The sequence below is a fragment of the Metapseudomonas boanensis genome (assembly GCF_042232855.1).
GTDB classification, from domain to species: domain Bacteria; phylum Pseudomonadota; class Gammaproteobacteria; order Pseudomonadales; family Pseudomonadaceae; genus Metapseudomonas; species Metapseudomonas boanensis.
In genome coordinates, this window is the sequence record NZ_CP113889.1 from 2,657,218 (window position 1) to 2,673,409 (window position 16,192).

Consider the following 16,192-nt stretch of genomic DNA (forward strand, 5'->3'; position numbering starts at 1 on the left):
GGCTACTCGCTGGATTGCAGCAGGTTCAGGGCTTCACCCAGCACCTTGACCGACTCTGCGTGGTCGCCGGACTTGTGCAGTGCTTCACCCTCGGCGCGAAGCTTTTTCACTTCTTCAAGCACTGTGGGGTCGGCAGGCGGGTCGGTTTTCAGCAGCTGATCGATCTTTGCCATGTCGGCTGGGCAATGTGCAGCCCAGAGCGGAGTACTGAGCAAAGCGGCGGCAAGGAAAACGGCAAGACGGCGCATAGCGAACCTCCAGTCAGGATGGGGTGCCCTGCAGTATAGGAAAGGTCTGGAGGGGCGTCGGATTTGCCGTGGGGTGGATTGAGCGAAGTGGTACCCACCGCCCCACAGCGATGGGTATCGCGCATTTTACCAACTTGGCCGACCCCATCTGACCGTGTGACGAAAAGCTCCGCCCCGCGCCTGCTCAGGCGTGGGGGCGGGGGCGGGTGACGCGGTCTACCAGGTAGACCAGCCCGTGATAGTCGATGCCGCCGTGCTGGGTCAGGCCGATTTCGCAGGTTCGGCTGGTAGAAACACCTTCCTCGCAGTACTGCACCGCTTCCTTCAGCGAGCGCAGCGAATGGGCGTTCAGCTCGGGGGTGGTGAAGCCCTTGTCGCCAGCGAATCCGCAGCAGTGGATGCCTTCGGGAATGACGACCTCATTGGTGCAGCGCCGCACGATGTCGATCAGTCCTTGGGCTTCACCCAGGTTCTGGGTGCTACAGGTGATGTGGACGGCCACCGGCTTGTCCTGCGGGGTGAACTCCAGGCGGTCGAGCAGGTGGCTGCGAATGAAACGCACCGGGTCGAATAGCTTGAGGCGATCATCCAAGGCGTCTTGCACCAGGCGCAGGGTGCAGGGGCTGGTGTCGCAGTAGATCGGATCGATCCCACCGCGACTGGCCTTTAGCAGGGCGTCGATCAGCTCCCGGCGCTTGTCATCGGCCTGCAGTGGATAACCCTTGGAGGCGAAGGGCTGACCGCAGCAGAGACTCTCCAGATTCTCGGGGACAACGACCTGGTATCCGGCCTTCTCCAGCAGCATACGAGTCTTCTCGATCAGCGGCACCTGCTCTCGGTCAAAAGCCGCTGGCCCCATGGCGCGGGATACGCAGGCAGCGAGGTAGACCACGCGCGGGCGTGCATCCACGGTCGCCGGGGTGAACTGGAGGGGTCGCGCAGCCTGAGGCACTGCTGGCGTCCATTGTGGCAGGCGGTTGCCGGAGAGCTGGCGCAGGGCGCCGGAGGTTTTCGCCAGCAGCGGCGCACCGAGCACCTTGCGCACGCCGTTGGTCACGCGCAGTGTCAGGCGTGCGCCCTTGAGCGCGGTGGCGAAGTGCCCCGCGAGCCAGGCGGCGCTGCCCGCGTGGTGGGCCTGGCCGCCGCGCAGCTTGCGTATCAGGTCGCCGGTGTTGATGCCGACCGGGCAGCGCTGGGCGCACAGGCCGGTAGCGGCGCAGGTTTCGATGCCCTGGTATTGATAAGCCTGCTCCAGCACGGTGGTGTCGAGGCCGGCGCGCTTCTTGGCTTGGATATCTCGCCAGATGACGATGCGTTGGCGCGGGCTCAGGGTCAGCCCCTTGGACGGGCAGACCGGCTCGCAGAAACCGCATTCGATGCACTTGTCGACAATCTCGTCGGCTGCGGGCAGCGGCTTGAGGTTCTTCAGATGAATATCCGGGTCTTCGCTTAGGATCACGTCAGGGTTGAGGATGCCCCGCGGGTCCAGCAGGCGCTTGATGCGCCACATCAGCTGGTAGGCGTCGCTGCCCCATTCCAGCTCGACGAAGGGCGCCATGTTGCGTCCGGTCCCGTGTTCGGCTTTGAGCGAGCCGCCGAACTCCACCGCTACCAACTGCGCCACGTCCTGCATGAAAGCGTCGTAGCGGGCCACTTGTTCCGGGCTGTCGAAGCCCTGGGTGAAGACGAAGTGCAGGTTGCCCTCCAGGGCATGGCCGAAAATGATGGCTTCGTCGTAATGGTGCTTGTCGAACAGGGCGATCAGGCGGTTGACGCCTTCAGCAAGTTGTTCGATGGGGAAGGTGACGTCTTCGATGATCACCGTGGTGCCGGTCTGGCGCACGGCGCCGACGGCGGGGAAAGTATCCTTACGGATTTTCCACAGCTGGTTGTAGACGGACGGGTCTTCGCTGAAATCGACCTTCTGCTCCAGCGGGAACACAGCGATGGACGCCATGATCAGGTTGAGCTGGTCGTGCAGCAGGCTCTGGCTGGCGGCGCGCGACTCGATCAATAGGGCGCAGGCGCTGGCCGAAAGGCCTATGACCCATTCCGGCATGCCCGGCTTGTTCTCCACCGAGCGCAGGCTGCGCCGGTCGAGCAGCTCCACCGCGGACACCGGCTGGCTTTTCAGCAGGGTAACGGCCTTGCAGCAGCTTTCCACATCGGGGAACACCAGCAGCGCCGAGGCCTTGTGCGGGTGTTCGGGCACGGTGTCGTAGGTCACCGCGCTGATGAAACCGAGCGTGCCTTCGGAGCCCACCAGCAGGTGGCTGAGGATGTCCAGCGGTTCGTCGTAATCGACCAGGGCGTTGAGCGACAGGCCGGTGGTGTTCTTCAGGCGGTACTTGTGGCGGATCTTGATGGCCAGGTCGGCATTGGCGCGGGTCTGCCGTCCCAGTTCGGCCAATTGGTCCAGCAGGGTGGCGTGGCTGTTTCGGAAGGCGGCCACGCTGGACGCGTCTTCAGTATCCAGCAAGGTGCCATCGGCCAGCACCAGGCGCAGGCCGGCAAGGGTGTGGTAGCTGTTTTGCGCCGTGCCGCAGCACATGCCGCTGGCGTTGTTGGCGACGATACCGCCGATCTTGCAGGCGTTGATTGAGGCCGGATCAGGGCCGATCTTGCGGCCGAAGGGGGCAAGCCAGGCGTTGGCCTGGGCGCCGATGACGCCAGGTTGCAGGCGAATCTGGGCGCCGCCCTCACGAATTTCGCGGCCGTTCCAGTGGTCGCCCAAAACCAGCAGCACCGAATCGGTAATGGCTTGGCCGGAAAGGCTGGTGCCAGCGGCGCGGAAGGTCACCGACACGAGTTCGGCGTGGGCGGCCTGGAGCAGGGCGATGACTTCGGCTTCGCTCTCGACGCGGATCACCAGCTTGGGAATCAGTCGATAGAAGCTGGCATCGGTACCGAAGGCCAAGGTGGACAGCGGATCATCGAAGCGGCGTTCGTGGGGGATCAGCTTTTCGACCGTATTGAGGAACGGAATCGGCAGGCTCATGCATCCTCCAGGATCAACACCACCAGATCCTTCGGCCCGTGGGCGCCGTAGGCGAGCACTTGCTCGATGTCAGCGGTCTTGGAGGGACCGGAGACGAGCAGGGCGTTGGTCGGCATGCCGGCCGCCCAGCGGTGCTTCTGCTGCACCTCGTAGAAGTTGTCCTGCACCTCGCTGGCGTTCAGCAGGGCGAAATGCACGGGTGGCACCAGGCTCATCAGGCGTGGCTCATCAGGCGTTGGCCATATGATCAGACTGCCGGTGGCGGCGATGCCGCCGAGGGTGCCGGTCAGGCTGGCGGCGGTGTCGTTGAAGAGCTCGGCCTTCCACTCTTCGATAGGTCGATCGTAGGCCTTGAGGGGAGTCTGAATGGCGTGTTGCTGCCAGTATTCCTGGACTCGCTGGCCATGCTCGGTGCCCGGGGCGATCAGTAGATTGGGCAAGCCGCGTTTGGTCACCAGGCGTGCGAGCAGGGCCGGCCACTCGTCACGTCGCGTGAGGTGGGTCTCCGTGTGGACCGCCTCCATCAGTTGGCGCAGGCGCGGAATGCGTTGTTCGGCCGGGTAGCTCCAGGGCTGGGTCACCAGGGCTTCGTCGAAGTCGTCGGCAATCGGCGTGGTGCCTTCCAGGCTTCTCTTCAACTTGGCGAGGATGTTCTGCTTGGCGCTCATGTCAGTCGTTCCCCAGGTGTTCGCGGGCAAGTTCGTGCAGGGAGCGCGAGGCCGGTCTCGGCGCGCTGTGGTTCTGCGTCCAGGGGCCGATGTTATTCGGCGTGAGGCCGCGCAGACGGGTGGCCAGGAAGCTGAAGGCGCGGTACAGCGCAGGCGAGGTGTTGAGCAGGCGCCAGCCTTTCCACAACAGCCGTTCGCGGGGCGAGTACTTGCTGCCCTGGCCGCGCATGACCTTGTACGGATTGTCCGGTGCCTTGATGTTTTCTTCGCGCAGGCGGCGTAGAAGCGAGGGAATCGGAATCTTCACCGGGCACACTTCACCACAGGCACCGCACAGCGAAGAGGCGCTGGGGTGGTCCGGAACCTTGTCCAGCCCCACCAGGTGCGGAGTGATGATCTTGCCGATGGGGCCAGGGTAGACCTCACCGTAGGTGTGGCCGCCGACGCGGGTGTACACCGGGCAATGATTCATGCAGGCGCCGCAACGGATGCAGTTCAGCGTCTGGCGCAGTTCGCTGTCGGCGAAGGCCTGGCTGCGACCATTGTCCAGTAGCACCAAGTGGACTTCCTCGGGGCCGTCCAGCTCATCAGCCTTGCGTGGGCCGGAGATCATGTTGACGTAGGTGGTGATCGGCTGGCCCAGCGCGGAGCGGGTCAGCAGGGACAGCAACGGCACCACGTCGCGCAGGTTCTGCACCACTTTCTCGATGCCGGTCACGGCAATGTGCACCGGCGGCACAGTGGTGGACATCCGGCCGTTGCCTTCGTTCTCCACCAGCAGCAGGGTGCCGGTTTCAGCCACGGCGAAGTTGACCCCGGAAACGCCGATATCGGCCTCGAAGAACTTCTGCCGCAAGATGCGCCGGCCAATCTGGATAAGCTGGTCGACGTCCCTGGTGTACTCCACGCCGAGCTTGTCGTGGAACAGGGACGCGACCTGACCGGCGTTCTTGTGGATTGCCGGCATGATGATATGAGAAGGCTTCTCGTGGTCGAGCTGGACGATGTACTCGCCCATGTCCGATTCCAGGCATTCGATGCCATGGCCTTCGAGGACATGGTTCATTTCCATTTCCTCGCTGACCATCGATTTGCCTTTGATCACTTGCCGGGCCTCGTGAGCCTGGATGATCGAGAGGACGATGGCATTGGCCTCGTCCACCGTCTCCGCCCAGTGCACTTTCACACCGTTGCGGGTCAGGTTTTGCTCAAGCTGCTCGAGTAACTCGGGCAGCCTGGATAGCGCACGGGCGCGGATGCGGTTGCCCAGGGCACGCAGTCGCTCGCGTTCGTCGGCATCGCTGAAGGCGCTGGCGCGCTTGGCCATCAGCGAGTCCATGGCACTGCGGAAGTTACGCCGCAACTGGCCATCCCCCAGGGCTTCGTGGGCCCTGGATTTGAAATCATCGCGCAGTTGCACCGCTGGGATACGGGCTTCCATGTTCATCGCCGACCTCCGGTGCGTTGCCAGAGGAAGGTCGCCAGATGTTGCCCGCGCAACGCTTCCTTTTGTTTCTCAAATGCGCCGTTGATGTTCATCAAGCAGCCGCAGTCGGCGCTGATCACCTCGTGGGCGCCGGAATCCTTCAGGGCACGGGTCTTGTCCGCGACCATGGCACCGGAAATATCCGGCATGCGTACCGAGAAGGTGCCGCCAAAACCGCAGCACTCACTCTCATGGTCATGATCGACCCGTTCCACCTGGCCCAGCTGCGCCAATAAGGCACGGCCGTGCAGGTGGGTGTTCATTTCGCGGCGTGCGCTGCATGACGTGTGCAGCGCCACCTTCACTGGGCTGCCGTGGTCCTTGAGCTGCACTTTGCATACATGCAGGAGGAACTCGGCCAGCTCGAAGGTCCGTGCCGCTAAAGCGCGGGCCTGCTTCAACAGTTCCGGCTCGTCCTTGAACAGCTCTGCATAGTGCTCACGCAGCATGCCGGCGCAGGAGCCGGAAGGCACCACGACGGGCCAGTCCTCCTGGAACAGCGCCAGCTGGGCCCTCGCGACCTTGCGTGCTTCCTCGGTGTAGCCGGATGTATAGGCCGGCTGGCCGCAGCAGCTCTGCCCTTGCGGGAAGTGCACCTTGATGCCTTCGCGTTGCAGCAGGCGGATGGCATCCAGGCCGGCCTCGGGGAAGAACAGGTCGACTACGCAGGTACCGAAGAGGTAGACCTGTGCCGGCTTTTGCACGGGGTAGGTGCGTGGGGCTGGCAGGGGCGGCGCAACGCGGGTGGCGTTGGGCGCGGCGTCATGGAAAAGCTCGCTCATCTGGCGTTTCTCCGGGTGGTCCCGGTTATCCGTCCAGCATAGGCGCCAAAGCTTTCGGCAACCTTGCTGGGCGGGTTCTGGGTTGCTGGCGCCGGGCTGACCGGCACCGTTTATCTCAAGTCTTATCAACAGTCCTGACGAGCGAGTCGACTGCCGCCCGGCTTGTCGAGAGCGGCAGGGAGACTCCCACGACAGATGTCAATGAACCAGCATGCCGGTGAACACGTAGGCTTGGGCCAAGGTGATCAGGCCGACCATGGTGGCAAAGATCAGACTGTGCTTCAGGGTGAAGCGGAACAGGTCCGACTCTTTGCCGACCATTCCGGTTGCGGCGCAGGCAACGGCAATGGATTGCGGTGAGATCATCTTGCCGGTCACGCCGCCGCTGGTGTTGGCCGCGACCAGCAAGGTGTCGTTGACACCGATCTGGTGGGCAGTGGTTGCTTGCAGCGAGCCGAACAGGGCATTGGAGGAGGTGTCCGAACCGGTCAGGAACACGCCCAGCCAGCCGAGGAACGGCGAGAAGAACGGGAACAGCGCGCCGGTACCGGCCAGAACCAGAGCCAGGGTGGTGGACATGCCGGAGAAATTGGTGACAAAGGCAAATGCCAGCACCATGCCGATAGAGAGGATCGGCCACTTCAGCTCGACGAACGTTTCCTTAAGAGTGGTAAGACCAATTTTTATATGGATGGAAAGGATGGCCATGGAGATCAGGGCCGAAAAGAAGATCGCGGTGCCGGTAGCCGATACCGGGTCGAACTTGTACACGGCCGGGATGGCTGTGGCCGTCGCAACGATCGGAGCGCCTTTCATTACCAACTGGTCCAGGTGCGGGATGGCGAACAGGAAGACGAACTGCTCCAGTGCGCCGCCCGGGGCGAACATGGCCTTGAAGGGTTTCAGGGTCCAGATGGTCACCAGCACGGTGAGAACCAGGAAGGGCGACCAGGCCTTGACGATTTCGCCAAAGCTGTAGGGTGAAGGTGTGGTGGTGCGCGGACCGCCGAAGCCGCCCAGCACGGCTGCGCCACCGGAAATGCCGACCACTTCAGCGTCTTCTGCGCGCGTGGGTTGCCATACCTTGAGGAACAGGGTCAGGGAAACCAGGCTGACCAGCGCCGACGTGATGTCCGGCAGTTCTGGACCGATGAAGTTGGATGTGAAGTACTGGGTGACGGCGAAACTGGCGCCGGCCACTAGGGCTGCTGGCCAGGTTTCCTTGATGCCGCGCCAGCCGTCCATCATGGCGACCAGCCAGAAGGGCACGATGATCGACAGCAGCGGCAGCTGGCGGCCTGTCATGGCGCCGATCTTGAACGCATCGATGCCGGTGACCTGGCCTGCGACGATGATCGGGATGCCTAGGGCGCCGAAGGCTACAGGTGCAGTGTTGGCGATCAGGCAGAGGCCAGCTGCGTAGAGCGGATTGAAGCCCAGACCGACGAGCAGGGCCGCGGTGATTGCTACCGGAGCGCCGAAGCCAGCAGCCCCCTCGAGGAATGCGCCGAAGGAGAAGCCGATCAGCAGCACCTGCAGGCGCTGGTCGTCGGTGATCGACAGCACCGAGCTGCGGATCACTTCGAACTGGCCGCTCTTCACCGTGAGTTTGTAGAGGAATACAGCGGCCACGATGATCCACGCGATCGGCCACAGGCCATAGGCAAAGCCATAGCCGGCGGCCGCAAAGGCCATGTCAGCGGGCATGTCGAAAGCGATGATGGCGACTGCCAGCGACAGCGCCAGAGTAATGGTGCCGGCTATGTGACCCTTCATGCGGAAAACCGCAAGGGCGAGGAAGAAGAACACGATGGGGATCAAGGCGACGAGCGCCGACAGCCCGAGGCTGCCGAGGGGGGTATAGAGCTGCTGCCAGGTTTGCATCTTGGGGTGGCTCCCTAATTGTTTTTGGAGTGCCTGTTAGCCGGATCGAGCGGTGACCGCCTCGCTTGTGGCGAAACGGAAGGCTAAGACCGAGTCGGCGCTATTTGTCGAATAATTGGTAATACCAATTTACAAAGGCGACGGCTCAGGGTAAAAGCCTTGTTGTGGTTGTGTCAATTTGTCGCCCTACAACTTTGGTCGATCGGTTGTTTTGGGTGCCGTTCTTGTTTGTGTGTGACGCTCTGGTTAGGCTGCCGCGGCAAGCGCCAAAAGCGCCGAGTTATAAGGCCGCCTGAGGGGCGTGGAAGGGGTGGATAGAGCTATGGGTTTTGGTCAGGTGCGGCAGCGCCGTCTGTCGGACGATATCGTCAGCCAGCTGGAGTCGATGATTCTCGAAGGCACCTTGAAGGCGGGGGAGCGTCTTCCGGCTGAACGGGCGCTTGCCGAGCAGTTTGGCGTGTCCCGGCCATCGCTTCGCGAGGCGATCCAGAAGTTGGTAGCCAGGGGGTTGTTGGTCAGTCGGCAGGGCGGTGGCAACTACGTGGCGGCCGGGCTGGGCTCGACCTTCAGTGATCCGTTGTTGCTGCTGCTGGAGAACAACCCGGAGGCCCAGCGCGATCTGCTGGAATTCCGTCATACCCTGGAAGGCTCGTGCGCCTTCTATGCGGCGCAGCGCGCGACACCGGTGGACCATGAGCGCCTGGCCGAAGCCTTCGAGGCGCTGCAGGTGTGCTATGCGCCAGGCAGCAAGGCAACTCGCGAGGAGGAGGGGGCGGCGGATGCTCGTTTCCACCTTGCAATAGCCGAGGCCAGCCACAACGCAGTGCTACTGCATACCATCAGAGGCTTGTTCGATCTGCTCAAGCACAACGTGGTAACCAATATTGGCGGCATGTACATGCAGCGCAGTGAAACTCGCGAGATGCTGATGAGCCAGCATCGCGCGCTGTACGAGGCCATCATCGAGAGGCGGGCGATCGAAGCGCGGGAAATCTCACATCAGCACATCCAGTATGTGCAGGAGGTGCTCGAGGAGTCGCAGTTGGAGGCTCAGAGAATGGCCCGGGCGCAGCGCCGTCAGAGGCACTGAGGCGGCGGGCGAAGACTCGCCCGTTATTCCTTGCCTTTGCTGCGAATGGCGCGCTGGATCTCACGGTCGGAATCGCGTTCCCGCTCCGTGGCGCGCTTGTCGAATTCCTTCTTGCCTTTCGCCAGCGCGATCTCGCACTTGATCAGGTGCTTCTTCCAGTACAGCGACAGTGCCACGCAGGCGTAGCCTTTCTGCTGGACTGCACCGAACAGTTTGCCCAGTTCGCGCTTGTGCAAGAGCAGCTTGCGCGTGCGAGTCGGGTCTGCGATCACGTGGGTGCTGGCGGTTTTCAGCGGGGTAATGTGGCTACCGAGCAGCCATGCCTCGCCGTCCTTGAGCAGCACGTAGCTGTCCACCAGTTGCGCCTTGCCAGCGCGCAGACTCTTCACTTCCCAGCCGGCGAGAGCCAGTCCGGCCTCGAACTTCTGTTCGATGGAATAGTCGTGCAGCGCCTTCTTGTTAAGGGCGATGGTGCCTTGGGGATGTTTCTTTTGCTTAGCCATAGGCGGCGCATTATAGGGAGTCGAAGACGGCGCGGCTACGGCGGCGTAGGCTTGAGCGACGTCGGCGAATCCCTGACAATGCGGATCTTTTTTTGACCAGCCCGTCCCGGCACGTATCCGTGTGGCGAGGCTCGGTATCTGTTTCGAGGCCAAGATGACCACGCATATCCAGCGCTCCGCCCTATTGCCGTTCCCTGCGCAGGCGCTCTACGACCTGGTCAACGATGTTGAGAGCTATCCGGATTTCCTGCCTTGGTGCTCGGCTGCCGTGGTGATGGAGGAGAGTGAGGTACATATGCTGGCCAGCCTAGAGGTGGCCAAGGGTAGCCTTACTCAGCGCTTCGTGACTCGTAATGCGCTGGTTGCCGGCCAGAGCATCGAGATGAATCTGGCAGAGGGGCCTTTCTCCCAGTTGCACGGTGTCTGGCATTTCAAGGCGTTGGGCGACAAGGCATGCAAAATCAGCCTTGACCTGACCTTCGACTACGCTGGTCCTATCGTGAAAGCGACTTTAGGCCCGCTGTTCAACCAGGCCGCCAATACCCTCGTCGATGCCTTCTGCCAGCGTGCGAAGCAGTTGTATGGCTGAGTCTTTGATAAAGGTCGAAGTGGTCTACGCGCTGCCTGATCGGCAGCAGTTGCTGTGTGTGCAGGCGGCGCCAGGAACCACCGCCAGGGCTGCGGTGCTGCGCTCGGGAATGGGAGTGTATTTTCCGGAATTGGACTTGGCGACTTGCCCGCTGGGCATATTTGGCAAATCCCTGCCCAGGCCCGAGGAGCGAGTGCTGGAGGAGGGGGATCGGGTGGAGATATATCGGCCGCTGGTTGCTGACCCCAAGGAAGTGCGTAAACAGCGTGCGGCCAGGGCGGTCCAGGCGCGGCAGGGGTCGCTGGGCGACTGATGTCGAAGGCGTGAAAAAGCCCGGGTCCAGCCCGGGCTTTTTTTGTTTGTCGCGTATTACTGAGGCGCGGTTTCCAGCGGCTCCGGCATGGGCACGGGGATCGTTTCGACGCTGTCCACTTCCTTCTGGATTTGTTCTTGCAGTGAACCGGGTTTCGGCGGCTCGTCAGCCTTGGGCTGCTCGGCAGCTTGCGAGGGCTTGACCTCGGTGGTGCTGCTTTCGGTCCCCAGAATGGCTTCGTCGCGGCTCACGCCAGGCATGAAGTCGCCGGCCAGGCCGATCAGCTGATCGTTGTTGTCGAACATCAGGCTGACGCGCTCTTGCATACGCTGGCTTCCGCCTGGCTGCATGCTGTACAGATAATCCCAGCGGTTGGCGTGAAACGTATCGGTAATCAGCGGGTTGCCCATGATAAACCGCACTTGACGTCGGGTCATTCCAGGCTTCAACTGGTCTATCATGTCCTGCGTTACGACGTTGCCCTGCTGGATATCGATCTTGTAGACCCCAGGGAACGAGCAACCGGCGAGTGCGAGCAAGCCTGCGAAGGAGAGGCTGGTCAGCAGGAGCTTGGTGTTTTGCATCGGTGGGAGACTTCCACTATCTTGGCTGGGCATTAAAAGCCCGATCATACCTGCATTAAGGGAAGCTGCGAAAGCCGCATTCCTCGAGAAAGCTGACCATGGTTGAAAACAACGAACTGCGAAAAGTCGGCCTGAAGGTAACCTTGCCTCGGGTCAAAATCCTGCAGATGCTCGACTCTGCCGAGCAGCGCCACATGAGCGCCGAGGATGTCTACAAGGCGCTTATGGAGGCTGGCGAAGATGTGGGATTGGCCACCGTCTACCGGGTCTTGACCCAGTTCGAAGCGGCCGGTCTGGTGGTTCGCCACAACTTCGATGGTGGCCATGCCGTGTTCGAGTTGGCCGATAGCGGCCATCACGATCATATGGTCTGTGTGGACACCGGCGAGGTTATCGAGTTTTTCGATCCTGAGATCGAAAAACGCCAGAAGGAGATCGTCAAGGAGCGCGGCTTCGAGTTGGTCGACCACAATCTGGTGTTGTACGTGCGCAAGAAGAAATAATTCTTGCTGTCATGAGAAAGGCGACCCTCGGGTCGCCTTTTTTGATTCCCTGGGGCCGTTTCAGCCTTTCGCGCTGGTGACCATCTTCCTAGCGTGTGCCAGGGATTCGTCGGTCAGGTCGAGGCCGCCGAGCATGCGCGCGATTTCCTCGATGCGCGGAGTCTCGTCCAGCTTGGCCACTGCCGTCCGGGTTTCCTGGCTGCGGCGATCCTTGTGTACGAAAAGGTGATGGTGCCCTTGGGCGGCAACCTGTGGTAGGTGGGTCACGGTCAGCACCTGGCCACGCTCGCCAAGGCGGCGCAGTAGCTGGCCGACCACTTCTGCGGTAGGGCCGCCGATGCCGACGTCGACTTCGTCGAATACCAGGGTTGGGACTCGCGAGGTTTGTGCGGTGATGACCTGGATCGCCAGGCTGATACGTGACAGTTCACCACCTGAGGCGACCTTGGCCAACGCCTTTAGTGGGTGGCCGGGGTTGGCGCTGACGAGAAACTCCACTTGCTCCAGGCCGAAGTGCTGCGGCTCGTCGGTTTGGCTGGCGCGCAACTGGATGCTGAAGCGCCCGCCAGGCATTCCCAGACGTTGCATCTCCGCCTCGACCGCGCTTGCGAGGTGGTCCGCTGCCCGGGCGCGCAGGTTGCTGAGCTCGCTGGCTTTCTCCTGATAGTGACGGGTATAGGCAGTGAGCTCCTCGGCGAGGCGCTCGGCGGCTTCGTCGTCGGCGTTGAGCGTTTCCAGCTCTTCCAGAAGGCTCTGTTGAAGATTAGCGAGGTCACTCGGCTGGACCCTGTGTTTGCGCGCCAGGGTGTAGATGGTGTCTAGACGTTCTTCCAGCTGTTGTTGGCGCTCCGGGTCGGCATCGAAGTGGTCAAGGAAGCGATTGAGCTCGCCGATGGCCTCCTCCACCTGAATCTGTGCGCTGGACAGTAAAGTGACGGCTTCGCCAAGGGCAGTCGGTTGCGTCGGGAAGGCGGTTAGTCGGTTGAGGCTGGAGGTCAGTGCGCTTAGCACGTTGCCGGCGTCGCTTTCACTGCAGAGCTCGACCACTTGCCGGCAAGCTGCCAGCAGGCTTTCTGCATTCGCCAGGTTCTTGTGCTCGATTTCAAGCTGCTCGAGTTCGTTCTCGCCCAATGCGAGGCTTTCCAGTTCGTCGAGCTGGTAGCTCAGCAGCTGGTGGCGGGAGCGGTGTTCATCGCTCGATCGGGATATCCGTTCGAGTTCATGGCGGGTCTGCCGCCAGCGCTGCGCAGCCAGCTGGACTTGGCGGGCGAGTTCGCTGGCGCCTGCGTATTCGTCGAGCAGTCGACGGTGCGTATCGGTCTTCAGGAGTGACTGGTGTTCGTGCTGGCTGTGAATATCGATCAGCAGCTCGCCGAGGGCTCTGAGGTCGCTTTGTGGACAGGGGCTGCCGTTGATGTAGGCGCGAGAGCGGCCTTCTGCCGTGATCACTCGGCGAAGAATGCAGGGGCCTTCATTTTCCAGGTCGCGTTCGGCCAGCCAGGTGCGGGCCTCAGGGATATCGCCAATGTCGAAGCTGGCCAGGATATCCGCCTTGTCCGCGCCGGGTCGGACCACACTGTTCTCGGCGCGGTCGCCGAGCGTCAGGCCAAGTGCGTCGAGCATGATTGACTTGCCGGCACCGGTTTCACCGGTGATCACCGACATGCCGCCTTCGAGCTCCAGGTCGAGATGCTCGACGATGGCGTAGTTGTGAATGGACAGGTGTACCAGCATGGTGCGACTCCCGCGCTGTGATGGCTGTCTATTTATACAGTGTTTGTTTTCTGGCTGACAATTGCCTCTGGCCCTTGAACCGACAAATTGCGACCCCATATAGGCCGACAGAACGGCGGGTTATTCCCGCAGCCGTCTTTTATGAGGAGGAACACATGGCCGACGAACAGACCCTGGATACCCAGACCCCAGAAGCGAATCCCACTGCCGAGGCCGCGTCGGGCGACGATCTGGCTACTCGCGTGCAGGTGCTGGAAGAGCAACTGGCCGCAGCCCAGGATCAGTCGCTGCGTGTCGCCGCTGAACTGCAAAACATTCGTCGCCGTGCCGAGCAGGACGTGGAAAAGGCGCATAAGTTCGCCCTCGAAAAGTTCGCCAACGACCTGCTGCCTGTAGTCGACAGCCTAGAGCGCGGCTTGGAGCTGACCAGTGCTGATGACGAGTCGATCAGACCGGTGCGTGAAGGTATGGAGCTGACGCTCAAGCTGTTCCACGACACCCTCAAGCGTTATCAGTTGGAGCCGGTCGACCCCCATGGCGCCCCGTTCAATCCGGAGCACCACCAGGCCATGGCGATGGAAGAGAGCACTCATGCTGAGCCGGGCAGCGTGCTCAAGGTGTTCCAGAAGGGGTATTTGCTCCACGGTCGCCTGCTGCGCCCCGCCATGGTGGTGGTGAGCAAGGCACCCACGCAAACCCCGCCCTCGATCGATGAGAAGGCTTGAAATCCTGGCTCGGGGCCCCATCTGTTAGATCAAGCGTTTATTTGCTGGCGCGGCTGGTTTGCTAGGCCGCGACGAATTCAAAAGTTTCGGGAGAGAGAATATGGGCAAAATTATCGGTATCGACCTGGGGACCACCAACTCCTGTGTGGCCATCCTGGAAAACGGTAGCGTCAAGGTCATCGAGAACGCCGAGGGCGCGCGCACCACGCCATCCATCATCGCCTACACCAACGATGGTGAGACCCTGGTGGGCCAGTCCGCCAAGCGCCAGGCTGTGACCAACCCGCACAATACTCTGTACGCAGTGAAGCGCCTGATCGGTCGTCGCTTTGAAGAAGACGTCGTGCAGAAAGACATCAAGATGGTCCCTTACAAGATCGCCAAGGCCGACAACGGTGACGCCTGGGTCGAGGTGAAGGGCCAGAAGATGGCACCGCCGCAAATCTCCGCGGAAGTGCTGAAGAAGATGAAGAAAACCGCCGAAGACTACCTCGGCGAGCCGGTGACTGAAGCGGTGATCACCGTTCCGGCATACTTCAACGACAGCCAGCGCCAGGCTACCAAGGACGCAGGCCGCATTGCCGGTCTGGACGTCAAGCGCATTATCAACGAGCCGACTGCGGCCGCACTGGCCTATGGCATGGACAAGGCCAAAGGCGACCACACCGTGATCGTCTATGACCTGGGTGGCGGTACCTTTGATGTGTCGGTGATCGAGATCGCCGAAGTCGACGGCGAGCACCAGTTCGAAGTGCTGGCCACCAACGGTGACACCTTCCTGGGTGGTGAGGACTTCGATATTCGTCTGATCGACTACCTCGTCGACGAATTCAAGAAAGAATCCGGCATGGACCTCAAGGGCGACCCGCTGGCCATGCAGCGCCTGAAAGAGGCTGCCGAGAAGGCCAAGATCGAGCTGTCCTCCGCCCAGCAGACCGACGTCAACCTGCCGTATATCACTGCAGACCAGACCGGTCCGAAGCACCTGAACGTCAAGATTTCTCGTGCCAAGCTGGAAGCGCTGGTGGAGGATCTGGTCGCGCGCACTATCGAGCCGTGCCGCATTGCGCTGAAAGATGCCGGCCTGGACGTGTCCGACATTCAGGAAGTGATCCTGGTTGGTGGTCAGACTCGTATGCCGCTGGTGCAGAAACAGGTCGCCGACTTCTTCGGCAAAGAGCCGCGCAAGGATGTGAACCCGGACGAAGCTGTCGCCATTGGCGCTGCCATTCAGGGCGCCGTACTGGCCGGTGACGTGAAAGACGTGCTGCTGCTCGATGTGTCCCCGCTGACCCTGGGTATCGAAACCCTGGGTGGCGTGATGACTGCGCTGATCGAAAAGAACACCACCATCCCGACCAAGAAGTCCCAGGTGTTCTCGACCGCTGACGACAATCAGTCTGCGGTGACCATCCATGTCCTGCAGGGCGAGCGCAAGCAAGCCGCGCAGAACAAGTCCCTGGGCAAGTTCGACCTGGCCGAGATTCCGCCGGCTCCGCGTGGCGTGCCGCAGATCGAAGTGACCTTCGATATCGACGCCAACGGCATTCTGCACGTGTCCGCCAAGGACAAGGCCACTGGCAAGCAGCAGTCCATCGTGATCAAGGCTAACTCAGGCCTGTCCGAGGAAGAGATCCAGCAAATGGTGCGCGATGCCGAGGCCAACGCCGAGGAAGATCGCAAGTTCGAAGAGCTGGCTGCTGCGCGCAACCAGGGCGATGCGCTGGTTCATGCGACCCGCAAGATGGTTTCCGAGGCTGGCGACAAGGCCACTGCCGACGAGAAAGCGGCCATTGAGAAAGCGGTGGGCGAACTGGAAGTGGCCGTGAAGGGTGACGACAAGGCTGAGATCGAGGCCAAGATGAACGCATTGTCCCAGGCTTCTACCCCGCTAGCGCAGAAGATGTATGCCGAGCAGGGCCAGCAACCGGGCGAGCAGGCTCCGGGTGCCAGCGAAAAGGCGGGTGACGATGCGGTCGACGCCGAGTTCGAAGAGGTCAAGGAAAACAAGTAAGTGTCACGCTTGCTTCCGCACCAGTGTGCGGGGTTGATCGCCCCGCACGCCTGAACCGCCACGCGGGAGCT

Annotated in this window: 15 protein-coding genes; 6 read left to right on the forward strand and 9 right to left on the reverse strand. The window is 61.7% G+C overall.

Going from position 1 to position 16,192, the window contains the following annotated elements; genetic code table 11:
- Nucleotides 1-2: 2 nt before the first annotated feature.
- The 6 genes from OXH74_RS12240 to OXH74_RS12265 form a co-directional block, all read right to left on the reverse strand.
- Entirely contained in the window at nt 3-248 is a 246-nt protein-coding gene (locus OXH74_RS12240; protein WP_375741414.1) for a hypothetical protein, read from the reverse strand.
- Between the two features lie 184 nt (nt 249-432).
- The gene (locus tag OXH74_RS12245) at nt 433-3,246 is read right to left on the reverse strand and encodes an FAD-binding and (Fe-S)-binding domain-containing protein (protein ID WP_375741415.1); all 2,814 of its coding nucleotides are present in this window, start codon (nt 3,244-3,246) and stop codon (nt 433-435) included.
- Nucleotides 3,243-3,914, reverse strand: coding sequence for a lactate utilization protein C (locus OXH74_RS12250; protein WP_375741416.1), 672 nt, complete (start codon nt 3,912-3,914; stop codon nt 3,243-3,245). The genes OXH74_RS12245 and OXH74_RS12250 overlap by 4 nt, the downstream gene beginning before the upstream one ends.
- A 1-nt stretch (nt 3,915) precedes the next feature.
- A complete protein-coding gene (locus tag OXH74_RS12255) occupies nt 3,916-5,361 on the reverse strand; it encodes a LutB/LldF family L-lactate oxidation iron-sulfur protein (RefSeq protein ID WP_375741417.1) in 1,446 nt (481 codons plus the stop codon).
- The gene (locus OXH74_RS12260) at nt 5,358-6,182 is read right to left on the reverse strand and encodes a (Fe-S)-binding protein (protein ID WP_375741418.1); all 825 of its coding nucleotides are present in this window, start codon (nt 6,180-6,182) and stop codon (nt 5,358-5,360) included. The genes OXH74_RS12255 and OXH74_RS12260 overlap by 4 nt, the downstream gene beginning before the upstream one ends.
- A 198-nt stretch (nt 6,183-6,380) precedes the next feature.
- Complete coding sequence (locus tag OXH74_RS12265; protein WP_375741419.1) at nt 6,381-8,066, reverse strand: lactate permease LctP family transporter; 1,686 nt, start codon at nt 8,064-8,066, stop codon at nt 6,381-6,383.
- 322 nt (nt 8,067-8,388) lie between these two features.
- Here OXH74_RS12265 and OXH74_RS12270 point away from each other — a divergent pair, with 322 nt between their 5' ends.
- Nucleotides 8,389-9,156, forward strand: coding sequence for an FCD domain-containing protein (locus OXH74_RS12270; RefSeq protein ID WP_375741420.1), 768 nt, complete (start codon nt 8,389-8,391; stop codon nt 9,154-9,156).
- Nucleotides 9,157-9,179: 23 nt separating this feature from the next.
- On the opposite strand, the gene smpB is transcribed toward OXH74_RS12270, so the two are convergent.
- The gene (smpB, locus tag OXH74_RS12275) at nt 9,180-9,659 is read right to left on the reverse strand and encodes an SsrA-binding protein SmpB (protein ID WP_215379470.1); all 480 of its coding nucleotides are present in this window, start codon (nt 9,657-9,659) and stop codon (nt 9,180-9,182) included.
- Between the two features lie 154 nt (nt 9,660-9,813).
- Between smpB and OXH74_RS12280 the strand changes: the two genes are divergently transcribed.
- Together OXH74_RS12280 and OXH74_RS12285 are read left to right on the forward strand one after the other, a co-directional pair.
- Entirely contained in the window at nt 9,814-10,248 is a 435-nt protein-coding gene (locus OXH74_RS12280) for a type II toxin-antitoxin system RatA family toxin (RefSeq protein WP_375741421.1), read from the forward strand.
- Nucleotides 10,241-10,561, forward strand: a complete 321-nt coding sequence (locus OXH74_RS12285) for an RnfH family protein (RefSeq protein WP_375741422.1) — start codon at nt 10,241-10,243, stop codon at nt 10,559-10,561. The genes OXH74_RS12280 and OXH74_RS12285 overlap by 8 nt, the downstream gene beginning before the upstream one ends.
- Nucleotides 10,562-10,617: 56 nt before the next feature.
- Here OXH74_RS12285 and OXH74_RS12290 read toward each other — a convergent pair whose 3' ends face one another.
- Nucleotides 10,618-11,145 (reverse strand): outer membrane protein assembly factor BamE, encoded by a 528-nt coding sequence (locus OXH74_RS12290; RefSeq protein WP_375741423.1) that lies wholly within the window; start codon nt 11,143-11,145, stop codon nt 10,618-10,620.
- A 98-nt stretch (nt 11,146-11,243) separates the two neighbouring features.
- Between OXH74_RS12290 and fur the strand changes: the two genes are divergently transcribed.
- The gene (gene fur, locus OXH74_RS12295) at nt 11,244-11,648 is read left to right on the forward strand and encodes a ferric iron uptake transcriptional regulator (protein ID WP_215379459.1); all 405 of its coding nucleotides are present in this window, start codon (nt 11,244-11,246) and stop codon (nt 11,646-11,648) included.
- Between the two features lie 60 nt (nt 11,649-11,708).
- On the opposite strand, the gene recN is transcribed toward fur, so the two are convergent.
- Entirely contained in the window at nt 11,709-13,382 is a 1,674-nt protein-coding gene (gene recN / locus OXH74_RS12300) for a DNA repair protein RecN (protein ID WP_375741424.1), read from the reverse strand.
- A gap of 155 nt (nt 13,383-13,537) precedes the next feature.
- Between recN and grpE the strand changes: the two genes are divergently transcribed.
- Together grpE and dnaK are read left to right on the forward strand one after the other, a co-directional pair.
- Nucleotides 13,538-14,107 (forward strand): nucleotide exchange factor GrpE, encoded by a 570-nt coding sequence (grpE, locus tag OXH74_RS12305; RefSeq protein WP_375741425.1) that lies wholly within the window; start codon nt 13,538-13,540, stop codon nt 14,105-14,107.
- Nucleotides 14,108-14,207: 100 nt separating this feature from the next.
- On the forward strand, nt 14,208-16,121 hold the full coding sequence (dnaK, locus tag OXH74_RS12310) for a molecular chaperone DnaK (protein WP_215379449.1): 1,914 nt from the start codon (nt 14,208-14,210) through the stop codon (nt 16,119-16,121).
- Nucleotides 16,122-16,192 lie beyond the last annotated feature (71 nt).